This window comes from Bradyrhizobium sp. 1 (assembly GCF_023073315.1).
In the GTDB taxonomy this organism is placed as follows: Bacteria; Pseudomonadota; Alphaproteobacteria; order Rhizobiales; family Xanthobacteraceae; genus Bradyrhizobium.
In genome coordinates, this window is sequence record NZ_JADPJH010000018.1 from 76,519 (window position 1) to 87,733 (window position 11,215).

The window sequence follows — 11,215 nt, forward strand, 5'->3', positions numbered from 1 at the left end:
AAGGGGTGGCAGCTCCGCTCTTCCAGTTCGCATTTTGAATCCCAGACACACCTTCGCGTCCTCGCGGCGCAATTCGCCCGAGCTTTGCCTAGTCGCTCCACCCTCTTAGCCAAGAGGGCGCAGGGAAGACCGGGTGCTGACCTCGCACCCGCGGTCCGCTGCGCGAAAAGGTCGAGCCGGGATGATCGACACATACGCTAAACCGAATTTCGGTAAAGTAGGATATTTTGCAACGCGTCGATTGACCCAAAGATTGGGTGTTTGCCCGACAGCCGGCGCAAGGTCTTGTAGCCTGCACCAGGATATCCGTTCCTCATCCTGAGGTGCGAAGCCTGGGGCGCAACGCGCCACATGGTGAGCCTCGAAGGATGAGCGGCCGGATGCAGCGGGGCCGTCGCCCTTCGAGGCTCGCTTCGCTCGCGCCTCAGGGTGACGGTCAGAGATGAACTCTTGTGGCTTGACAGATGCCGTCCTTCCACGGCTGGTTGACTCGCCGGACCACCGAACTCCGAGGACTTCTCATGCGCACGACATCCGTCGGGGTCATCAGGATCGCCACCAAGGGCCCCGGCGACGTTTCCGGCCTGATGGCCATGATCGGCTCCGGCGAAATCGATCCCTCATCGATCCTCGCCATCCTCGGCAAGACCGAGGGCAATGGCGGCGTCAACGACTTTACCCGGGAGTATGCCGTCGCGGCGCTGTGCACGGCGCTGGCGCCAAAACTCGGGCTATCGCGAGAGGCGGTCGAGCAGCGCATCGCCTTCGTGATGTCCGGCGGCACTGAAGGCGTGCTCAGCCCGCACATCACAATCTTCACGCGCCAGGAAGTAGAGGCACGGCCGGCAGGCCTATCCGGCAAGTGCCTGAGCATCGGTATGGCGCATACACGCGATTTCCTGCCTGAAGAGCTCGGCCGCTCCGCACAGATCGCGGAGACGGCCAAGGCGGTGAAGGCCGCGATGGACGATGCCGGCATCATCGATCCCGCGGACGTCCATTTCGTGCAGATCAAGTGCCCGCTGCTCACCAGCGAGCGCGTCGAGGCGGCAAACGCGCGCGGCAACAAGACGGCGACGACCAGCGCCTACAGCTCAATGGCCTATTCGCGCGGTGCTTCCGCGCTCGGCGTTGGCGTTGCGCTCGGCGAGATCCCGCCCGACGTCCGCGACGACGACGTGCTGCGACGCTACGACCTGTTCTCGAACGTCGCCTCGACCTCATCGGGGATCGAGTTGATGCACAACGTCGTCATCGTGCTCGGCAACTCCGCGTCGTCAGCGAGCGATTTCGAAATCGGGCATGCCGTGATGGACGATGCGATCGATGCCGCGGCGGTGGTATCGGCACTGAAAAGCGTTGGCCTTGGCGTGGCGCCGCAAGCCAACGCTGATCGCGAGCTCATCAACATCTTCGCCAAGGCCGAGGCCTCGCCCGATGGCAGCGTGCGCGGCTTTCGTCACACCATGCTGGAAGATACCGACATCAGCTCGACACGCCACGCCCGCGCGGCCGTCGGCGGCCTGATCGCGGGCCTTGCCGGCACCGGCGCGGTCTATGTGTCCGGCGGGGCCGAGCATCAGGGGCCGGCCGGCGGCGGGCCGGTTGCGGTGATCGCACGACTGTCTTAAGGACGCTGCGACCTCTCCGCCCCGCGCAACCCTGCCCTTCGCGCCGGCTCAGTTGATAAACGCGGGCCCTTGCGAAAAAGGTGACGCCGCTATCCAAGAGGATTTTGATTTCATGACTTTGCCGATGACCTGGAACGAATGGGCGCAACACGACGGCGTCGGCCTCGCGGCACGCGTCCGCAAAGGCGAGCTGACGGCAAAGGAGCTGGCCCGCCAGGCCGCCGCGGGCGTCACCAAGGTCAATCCGGCGCTGTCGGGCGTGGTCGAGCTGTTCGAGGACGTGATCGCCGATCCCGCCAAGGACGGCGCCAACCTCGCCGGCCCGTTCGCCGGTCTTCCTTTCCTGATGAAGGACCTCGGACCGACCATGAAGGGCCGGCTCCAGGAGATGGGCTCGCTGCTGATGCGCGGCAATCGCGCCAGCGCCGACACCTTCCTGACCGGCAAATTCCGCCAGGCCGGCCTCAACCTGATCGGGCGCACCACGACGCCGGAATTCGGCGTGTGCAGCTCGGCCGATAATCCGGCCGTCTACGTGACGCGCAATCCCTGGAACACCGACTACACCACCTGCGGCTCGTCCGCTGGCAGCGCCGCGATGGTTGCCGCCGGCGTGGTGCCGATCGCGCATGCGACCGACGGCGGCGGCTCGATCCGCATTCCCGCCGGCGTCAACGGCAATATCGGTTTGAAAGTCTCGCGCGGCGTGTTCTCGCTGGCACCGCACATGTCCGACCTCACCGGCCTCGTCTCGATCCAAGGCTGCCAGTCGCGCTCGGTGCGCGACACCGCCGCCTTCGTCGATCATGCAAGGGGACCTGCGCCCGGCGAGTTCATGCCGTTCTGGACCACGGCGCAGCCCTATTCCGAAATGATCAAGCGCGATCCGGGCAAGCTCCGCATCGCGCTCTCGCATCATTTGGGCGACTACACCGCAACGCCGGAGATCGCGGCCGAGCTGGAGAAAACGGGCCGCTTCCTCGAAGGTCTCGGCCATCACGTCGACTATGCGCTGCCCGAGCTCGACTTCCGCGCCGCGTTCGAGGCGCAGACGATGTGCTACATCTCGAATTTCGCGGTGGTGATTTCCAACATGCTCGCCGCGCGCGGACTGGAAAAGCCGCCGGAAGATCTGATCGAACCCATGAACATCCGGATCTGGGAAGCCGGCCGGCACACGACCTTCGCCGAACGGGCGAAGATGCAGGGCGTGTTCAACACGACGTCTCGCGGCTTCGGCGCGTTCTTCGAACAGTGGGACGTGATCCTGACGCCGATCACCGCGCTGCCGACGCCGAAGGTCGGCACCAGGGAATACCTCACCACCTCCGACAATCCCGATGTGCTCGACTGGTTCGGCAATCTCTGGCGCTTCTTCGCCTTCACGCCACTCGCCAATCTCTGCGGCATGCCGGCGATCTCGATGCCGATGGCTGCGCAGGAGCACGGCCTGCCACTCGGCATCCAGGCCATTGCGAAACAGGCCAATGACGGCCTGCTGCTGCAACTCGCCGCCCAGATCGAGCGCGCGCTCGACGGCAAGTGGAACAGCGGCAAGACGGCGAAAGTGCACGTGACGAAGGCGTAGGCGCTGGCCGCTTATGGCTTCGGCTTGGGGATATCAGCCGGCGGCCAGGTGCCGGTTGCCTTCGTGTACTCGGTTTTCATTCGATCGAATGTCTGGGGGCCGATTAGTCCATCGGCTGCCATGTTCTGGGATGTTTGAAAGTCGATGATCGCTTTACGATAGGCGTCGTTCAATTCGTCGTCGATCGCCCCCTGATAGGTGCCGACGCGCGACAGGATCATCTTGCCTTGCCGCACGGGAATCAGCCCAGACAGACCCAGGAAGTCCGGAAGCGTTTTCGGATTGGCGGCCAGTTTGGCGATTTTCTCCGAGTTAAATTGGTTGATCAGCCCGGCATCGACCAAGAATTTGAGATTTTGCGCGGCCTCATCCTTGTTGGGGACCGCCAATGCCTTTGCGATCAAGGAGAATTCGAACTTCTCGCGCTCGAGTCTTGTATTCCAGAAGCCTTGCAAGACCGCTCCGGTACCCGTTCCAATCAAGCCGACCAGAGTCAGCAGCAAAGGTGACGTGAGCCAGAATGGCGCGACTGATCTGCGTTCCTCGTCCGCCATGAGAGTCTCCAGCCCGCGGGTCTTCCATGAAGACTAGCGCAGTCGAGCAGACCAGGGTAGTGGCGCGAAAATCTTACACGCTGCCGATGTCCCGGCACTTACTCCGAGCCGATTGCGACTGGCCGTTTTTCAGGTCGAGGTGTCGCCTCAATTCTTCACCATCGGAATTTCCTCCGGCCGCGGCTGCTGCTGGCCTTGCTGGTACATCGCGAGCGCCTTGTCGAGCGCCTCGCGCAGGGCCAGGGCGGCGGCCACGCTGCAACGTAAGTGCGCGGTCTGGACCACGTCGACCCTGACGGCGGCGCCGACCGGCATCAGGAGATTTGCGGCGAGCTCGATCTGGATCGCGCCGTTGTGGTGGCCGAAGCAGGATGCGCCGTCGAAATAGATGATCGGCGCCCGTTCCGAGCTCGAGCTCGAAATGGTGACGGGCCCCGGGTTGGTGGCGGGTGTTTCGGGGTCGGCCATGGGCACTCCTTACGGCTGGTCGGCAAACGAAGCGCCCACCATCGTTGCTTCGGCCCGCCCTGTCGAGGCCAATCCGGCCGCGGCAGACCTGCCGGGCGAGGCCTATTCCGGGTTTTGCGCAACGCACGACACTGGTCTAGAACCTCGTCATGTCCAGCTCATCGACGTCCAGCCCACCTGCCACGCTTCCCTTCGAGGAACTCGCCGAGGCTATCAAAGGCCGCCGCTCCGACTATGGCCATATCAGCGGGCTTCAGCTCGACCGCTTCGCGCCTGCCGAAGCCTGGTCCAGCCTGCCCTATCGTCCGGTCTTCGTCGGCGACACCGAGACCGGCGTGCTGCATGGCGGCGTCGTCACCGCGATGCTGGACGAGAGCTGCGGCATGGCGGTGCAACTTGCGCTCGATGGCACGAGCGCGATCGCAACCCTCGATTTGCGCATCGACTATCAGAAGCCGGCGACGCCGGGCCTCGACATCAAGGCGCATTCGGTCTGCTACCGCACCACGCGCTCGATCGCCTTCGTGCGCTCCACCGCCTATCAGGACTCCGAGGACGATCCGGTCGCAACCGCGACCGCCTGCTTCATGATCGGCGCCAACCGCACCAACATGCTCGCGGATCGCAGGATGGATTCGCGCAGTATCCCGACGCTGGAGGCGCCGGACGATTCGGACGGCCCGTTCGCCAACAGCCCGTTCGCGCGCGCCCTCGGCATCCTCGTCAATGACGACGGCACGTTGACGATGCCGTTCTCGCCAAAGATCATCGGCAACCCGATCCTGCCCGCGATCCATGGCGGCATGACCGGCGCCTTCCTCGAGACCACCGCGATTTTCGGCGTGAGGCGCGAGCTCGGCATCGCCGCCCTGCCGAAGCCGATCGGACTCACTGTCAACTATCTGCGTTCCGGCCGCGCGCTCGACACCTTCGCCAACGTCTCGATCGTGAAGCAGGGCCGGCGCATCGTCGCCTTCGAGGCGCGGGCCTGGCAGGACGATCCGGACAAGCCGATCGCCTCCGCTTTCGGTCATTTCATGCTGCGCCCGACGCCCGGAAACGACGAGGAATAGGCGTATTTTACTTGACGGCCGGAGTTCCGGCCACAACGATAGCGCATTTCCTGCGAGAGGTATTGGGTTGCGGCATCCGCTCGACATCGTCGCCATGTTCGCCGCGCTCTGGCTGCTGGCATCGATGGTGCTCGACGCGCTGACGCCGACGGAGCTGACGGCAGTCATGATCGGAATTGCGATCGGACCCGCCGTGATCATCACTGCCGTGTTCTACTATCTTCGCTGCCCGCGTACGGACTTTGCGGTGATGTTCGCCGCCTTGTGGCTGATCTCGGACATCGCGATCGCCTTCATCTCGCCGACGCAGCTGCCTCATTTCCTGATCGTGCTTGGCTTCATCCCGGCGCTTATCATCGGCATTGTGCTGCACTGGCACCGCTTCCAGAACCGTCACGAGCGGCTGCCTGCGCCGTCGGTGAAACGGGGCTAAAGCATGATCCGGAAAAGTGCGAAGCGGTTTTCCGAAAAGATCATGCGCAAACAACAACCTAAAGCGCGATGACGATTCATCCCAATCTCATCGCGCTTTAGCGCGGCAGCAAATTGGTCTTCGCAAGATCGATGACCTCGTCACCGCGGCCATTCATCACCGCGCGCAGGACCCAGAGACTAAAGCCCTTGATCTGCTCGGTCGTGATGGTCGGCGGCATCGACAGCTCCTGCTTGGCGGTGACGACGTCAAGCAGCGCCGGGCCGCTGTGGGCCAGCATCTCCTTCATCGCGCCGGGAAGCTCGCCGGGATCCTCGACGCGTTTGGCGAAGATACCCATCGCGCGCGCCATTGCCGCGAAGTCGGGGTTTTCCAGGTCGACATTGGTGTCGACGAACCCGGCCGCCTTCATCTCCAGCGCGACGAAGCCGAGCACGCCGTTGTTGAAGATCACCACCTTCACCGGCAGCTTCATCTGCGTCAGCGTGATCAGATCGCCCATCAGCATGGTGAAGCCGCCATCGCCCGACAGCGAGATGACCTGACGGCCGGGCTGAGAGGCTTGCGCGCCGATCGCCTGCGGCATCGCATTCGCCATCGAGCCGTGCACGAAGGAGCCGATGAGACGGCGGCGGCCGTTCATGTCGAGATAGCGCGCGGCCCACACCGTGGGCGTGCCGACATCGGCCGTGAACACCGCATCGTCCGAAGCGTGATCGCTGATGACTTTTGCCAGATATTGCGGGTGGATCGGCTTGCTGCCCGGCGTCCCCTTGGCGAGCGAGTCGAGGCCTTCACGCGCTTTCTTATAGTGCGCGACGGCATCGTCGAGATGCTTGCGCTGCGTCTTGCTCTTGAGCAGCGGCAGCAGCACCTCGATGGTGAGCTTGACGTCGCCGACGAGGCCGAGGTCGATCCTGCAGCGGCGCCCGAGATTTTCCGGGCGGATGTCGATCTGCGCGACCTTCGCATCGGTGGGGAAGAACTGCTTGTAGGGAAAATCAGTCCCGAGCATCACCAGCGCGTCGCAGGCGTGCATGGCGGCATAGCCGGAGGAGAAACCGATGAAGCCGGTCATGCCGACGTCGTAAGGGTTGTCGTATTCGACATGCTCCTTGCCGCCGAGCGCGTGCACGATCGGGCTCTTGAGCGCTTCGGCGAGCTGCATCAGCGGCGCATGCGCGCCGGCACAGCCGCGGCCGCAGAACAAGGTGATGCGCTCGGCGCCGTTCAGGAGGTCCGCGAGCGCCTTCAGCTCGTCAGCTTGCGGCACAACTTTCGGTGCCGACAGCGCAAGTCCCCGCGTCGTCGACAGCGCGCGCTTGGGCGGGCTGCGGAAGGCGACGTCGCCGGGCATCGCGATGACCGCAACGCCGCGCAGGCCGACGGCGGCGCGAATGGCGTTTTCGATCACGTAAGGCAGCTGGCTCGGATCCGACACCAGCTCGCAATAATGGCTGCATTCGCGGAACAGGTTTTGCGGATGGGTTTCCTGGAAATAGCCGCCGCCGATCTCGGCCGACGGGATCTGCGCCGCGATCGCCAGCACGGGAACACGGCTGCGATGCGCGTCGAACAGGCCGTTGATCAGATGCAGATTGCCGGGGCCGCAGGAACCCGCGCACACCGCGAGGCTGCCCGTCATCTCGGCCTCGCCGGCGGCCGCGAACGCCGCGACCTCCTCGTGCCGGACGTGGATCCACTCGATGGTGCCGCGGCGGCGCAGCGCCTCGGTGATCGCGTTCAGGCTGTCGCCGACGATGCCGTAGATGCGCTTGACGCCGGCCTGTTCGAGCGTTGCCACGAACAGATCGGCCACGTTGTTGATCGCCATGTCGGTCTCCTGATCTCGCTGATGCAGCAAGATAGGATAACGCGCGACAGTGACCGCATCACGGCTTGTTTATCGCCGGATCAGTCTTTCGCAATCGCCCGATCGTAGGCCACGATCGTCGCTTTCGCACGGGCAGCAACATCGGCGGCCGTCATGCCCGGCTTGTAGAGGCTGGAGCCGAGCCCGAACGCGGTGACGCCGCCCTTGATATATTCCGCAAAATTCTGGTCGGAGACGCCGCCGACCGCGGCGATCATCACGCCCGCCGGCAGCACGGCTTTGATAGCGGCGATGCCGGACGCGCCTAACACGCTTGCCGGAAAGAATTTCAGGCCCGATGCGCCGGAGCGCGCGGCGAGCAGCGCCTCGGTCGGCGAAAACACGCCAGGCAACGTGACCATGGCATACTGATGTGCACGCGTGAGCACCTGCATATCCACATTCGGCGAGACCATCAGCTTGCCGCCGACGTCGTTGAGACGATCGACATCTGCGGTGGCGAGCACCGTCCCGGCGCCGATCAGCACGCCGGCCGGCGCGAGCTTCGCGGCAGTCCCGATCGAACGGAACGGATCGGGCGAATTCAAGGGGATCTCGATCGCGGTCATGCCGGCTTCGATCAGCACACCGACGATGGCTTCAGTCTCCTCCGGCTTGACGCCGCGCAGGATCGCGACAAGCGGACGCTTCATCGGCGGAAAGGGAATGGTCATCTCAAAAGTCCTTCTTAACTCGTCCAGATTGCGGCCGCCGCCATCGAGAGGCCGCGGCGGACGGCTTCATCGGCATCGATCGGCTGCACGGTGACCGACAGCGCGTCGAACGCGAGCCGGTACAACGTCGCGAGCCGTCCTGACGCAATCAGCGTGATGCCCGCTTTTGGCACGCTGCCTGAGAGACCCGCCGCCAATTCGACGCCGATCAACGTGCCCGACAGCGTCTCGCGCGCCGCGGCCGGCGTGCCACCGAACAGGAGCTGCCGCGACCGCGCACCGAAGAGGAGATTGGCGGCGAAGGCCGGTGCCTCATACGCCGCCTTCACCGCCGCCTTGAAGCTCGCGACATCCTCGGCCTCATCGGCGCCGGCGACCGCGAGGGACAGAATCGTCTCGCGCGAGATCACGCTGAAGAGCTCGCCGGTCATGAACGTCGAAAAATGTGCAACCGTGCCGTCGTTCACGCGCACCCATTTCGAGTGGGTGCCGGGCATGCAGACCAGCGCTTCGCCGGCGGCATCGAGGCCGAGCGCGCCGAGCAATTGCGTTTCCTCGCCGCGCATGACGTCCGGTGCCCTGACGTCGCGCTGCGCGATACCGGGCAGGATGCGGATATCGCGCGCCTCGCCTGGTACACGCACGGCCTGCTTCAGGACGGCCGATAACGGCGCCGGTGTGTCGACATAGCCGGCCTCGACCCAGCCGGTCTTGGCGCCGGCCATGCCGCAAACGAGAACCGGCAGATGAGCGGCCGCCTCGACCGCGGCAAGATGCGATTGCAACACGGCGGGGAAACCGGCCTTGGCAGCCGCCAACATGCCCTCGTCGCTGCGGCGTTCGGCCAGCACCCGGCCGGCGCGGTCCACCAGCCACAGCCGAAAACTGCTGGTGCCCCAGTCCACCGCGACATAGGCGGGTTCGGTCATCTCGAATCGTATCCTCGTCTCACGGTCAAGACGCCGTCTCGCGACAATGAGACGGCGCTTCGCAGATCTGCCCCGGGATATCGGCTATTGCCACCCCAAACCAGCCTTTTCTCGCAGGTCTGGGGCGCTGCCTGCGCTGGCACACCGCTTGCTAAAACTGTCCTGTTCAAGTCCAGCAACGCGCAACAAGACGCGTCAACATCAGATGAGGAAACCCATGGAGATCGGCTATTTCACGATGCCTTCGCATCCGCCGGAGTGCGGCCTGAAGGAAGGGAACGACTGGGACCTGCAGGTCATGCGCTGGCTCGACGAGCTCGGCTATCAGGAGGCCTGGGTCGGCGAGCACCACACCGCGCCCTGGGAACCCAATCCCACGCCGGACCTGCTGATCGCGCAGGCGCTGATGCAGACCAAGAACATTCGCATCGGGCCGGGCGGCTTTCTGCTGCCCTATCACCATCCGGCCGAGCTCGCCAACCGCGTCGCGATGCTCGACCATCTCTCCGAGGGCCGGCTCAATTTCGGCGTCGCGGCTAGCGGCCTGCCGAGCGACTGGGCGATGTTCAACGTCGACGGCATGAGCGGCCAAAACCGCGACATGACGCGCGAGGCGCTGGAGATCATCCTGAAGCTGTGGTCCGATCCCGCGCCCTTCACCTACAAGGGCAAGTTCTGGACGGTGACCAAACCGGACACGATGTTCGACTTCCTCAAGCCGCACATCAAGCCGTTGCAAGCGCCGCATCCGCCGATCGGCGTTGCTGGTCTCTCGAAAAACTCGGACACCTTGAAGCTCGCGGGCGAGCGTGGCTTCATTCCGATGAGCCTCAATCTCAATCCGGCCTATGTCGGCAGCCATTGGGACTCCGTGGAAATCGGCGCCGCGAAAACCGGCCGCAAGCCGAACCGCGCGGACTGGCGACTGGTGCGCGAGGTGTTCGTCGCCGACACCGATGAAGAGGCCTGGAAGCTCTCGACCGGCGACATGATGGGCCGGATGATGGGCGAGTACTTCCTGCCCTTGCTCGGCCATTTCGGCTTCAAGGACTATCTGAAGCACGCGCCCGACGTGCCCGACAGCGACGTCACGGTCGAATATTGCGCCAAGCGGAACTGGATCGTCGGCTCGCCCGCGACGGTCGCCGAGAAGATCGAGAAGATCTACGACGAGGTCGGCGGCTTCGGCGTGCTGCTGGTGTTCGGCTTCGACTACAAGCACAAGGCTGAAGCCTGGCGCCACTCGCTTTCGCTGCTCAGCAAAGAGGTGATGCCGCGCCTGAAGCATCTCGGCTCCGCGAAGAAGGCGGCTTGACGGGGGTGCGGGTGCGGCGCGAACCTGCCGCACCCGCATTCATTTCGGAGATTTTTGGCGTGAGCGTCGACACCAAGGATTTCAAGCAGGCGATGCGCCAATGCGCTGGCGCGGTCGCGCTGGTCACGGTCGGCGCCGAGCACGGCACGCGCACCGGGTTGACGGTGACCTCAGCCTGCTCGCTCTCGGACAATCCGCCGTCGCTGATCGTCTGCGTCAACCGCAACGCCAGCGCGCATGGGCGTATCCGCGAGGAAGGCGCGTTTGCGATCAATTTCCTGCACGAAGATCACGCGCTGCTCGCACTGACTTTCAGCGGCCAGAAGGGCGTCAACGGCGACGACCGTTTTGCCTTCGGCCAATGGACACGCGGGGCGACGGGTGCACCGGTGCTGACGGATGCGATCGCGGCCTTCGACTGCGTGCTGGCGCAGGAGTTCGAGACGAAAACGCATTCGATCTTCGTCGGCGAGGTGCAAAGCGCGTCGCATTCCGACGGGGCCGCGCCGCTGGTGTATCTGCGCAGCAGCTTCCACGTCCCTCACGAGATCCGCGGCACCGTGACAGTGGGCGATCTAGATTCGCGGCATCTGAGCTGGAGTGATTTTTCGTAAGGGGCGCTCGAAGAGCCCTTCCCTTCTCCCCTTGTGGGAGAAGGTGGCGCGAAGCGTCGGATG

At 64.3% G+C, this 11,215-nt stretch carries 11 protein-coding genes; 6 read left to right on the forward strand and 5 right to left on the reverse strand.

Annotation, left to right across the window (positions count from 1 at the left end; translation table 11 throughout):
* Positions 1–521 precede the first annotated feature (521 nt).
* Together IVB29_RS12730 and IVB29_RS12735 are read left to right on the forward strand one after the other, a co-directional pair.
* A complete protein-coding gene (locus IVB29_RS12730; RefSeq protein ID WP_247503719.1) occupies positions 522–1,631 on the forward strand; it encodes a ring-opening amidohydrolase in 1,110 nt (369 codons plus the stop codon).
* 112 nt (positions 1,632–1,743) lie between these two features.
* Complete coding sequence (locus IVB29_RS12735) at positions 1,744–3,219, forward strand: amidase (RefSeq protein ID WP_247503720.1); 1,476 nt, start codon at positions 1,744–1,746, stop codon at positions 3,217–3,219.
* A gap of 11 nt (positions 3,220–3,230) precedes the next feature.
* Here IVB29_RS12735 and IVB29_RS12740 read toward each other — a convergent pair whose 3' ends face one another.
* Together IVB29_RS12740 and IVB29_RS12745 are read right to left on the reverse strand one after the other, a co-directional pair.
* Positions 3,231–3,773: a peptidoglycan-binding domain-containing protein gene (locus IVB29_RS12740; protein WP_247503721.1), complete on the reverse strand. Its 543-nt coding sequence runs from the start codon at positions 3,771–3,773 to the stop codon at positions 3,231–3,233.
* Between the two features lie 147 nt (positions 3,774–3,920).
* On the reverse strand, positions 3,921–4,241 hold the full coding sequence (locus IVB29_RS12745) for a hypothetical protein (RefSeq protein WP_247503722.1): 321 nt from the start codon (positions 4,239–4,241) through the stop codon (positions 3,921–3,923).
* A 149-nt stretch (positions 4,242–4,390) separates the two neighbouring features.
* On the opposite strand from IVB29_RS12745, the gene IVB29_RS12750 reads away from it, so the two are divergent.
* Entirely contained in the window at positions 4,391–5,314 is a 924-nt protein-coding gene (locus IVB29_RS12750; RefSeq protein WP_247503723.1) for a PaaI family thioesterase, read from the forward strand.
* Positions 5,315–5,381: 67 nt separating this feature from the next.
* A complete protein-coding gene (locus IVB29_RS12755) occupies positions 5,382–5,747 on the forward strand; it encodes a hypothetical protein (protein WP_247503724.1) in 366 nt (121 codons plus the stop codon).
* 97 nt (positions 5,748–5,844) lie between these two features.
* Here IVB29_RS12755 and poxB read toward each other — a convergent pair whose 3' ends face one another.
* The 3 genes from poxB to IVB29_RS12770 form a co-directional block, all read right to left on the reverse strand.
* Positions 5,845–7,581, reverse strand: coding sequence for a ubiquinone-dependent pyruvate dehydrogenase (poxB, locus tag IVB29_RS12760; protein ID WP_247503725.1), 1,737 nt, complete (start codon positions 7,579–7,581; stop codon positions 5,845–5,847).
* 80 nt (positions 7,582–7,661) lie between these two features.
* Positions 7,662–8,294, reverse strand: coding sequence for a 2-dehydro-3-deoxy-6-phosphogalactonate aldolase (locus tag IVB29_RS12765; RefSeq protein WP_247503726.1), 633 nt, complete (start codon positions 8,292–8,294; stop codon positions 7,662–7,664).
* Between the two features lie 14 nt (positions 8,295–8,308).
* On the reverse strand, positions 8,309–9,223 hold the full coding sequence (locus IVB29_RS12770; RefSeq protein ID WP_247503727.1) for a 2-dehydro-3-deoxygalactonokinase: 915 nt from the start codon (positions 9,221–9,223) through the stop codon (positions 8,309–8,311).
* Between the two features lie 217 nt (positions 9,224–9,440).
* Between IVB29_RS12770 and IVB29_RS12775 the strand changes: the two genes are divergently transcribed.
* Both IVB29_RS12775 and IVB29_RS12780 read left to right on the forward strand, forming a co-directional pair.
* Positions 9,441–10,538, forward strand: a complete 1,098-nt coding sequence (locus IVB29_RS12775; protein ID WP_247503728.1) for an LLM class flavin-dependent oxidoreductase — start codon at positions 9,441–9,443, stop codon at positions 10,536–10,538.
* 59 nt (positions 10,539–10,597) lie between these two features.
* Positions 10,598–11,152, forward strand: a complete 555-nt coding sequence (locus IVB29_RS12780; protein WP_247503729.1) for a flavin reductase family protein — start codon at positions 10,598–10,600, stop codon at positions 11,150–11,152.
* Positions 11,153–11,215 lie beyond the last annotated feature (63 nt).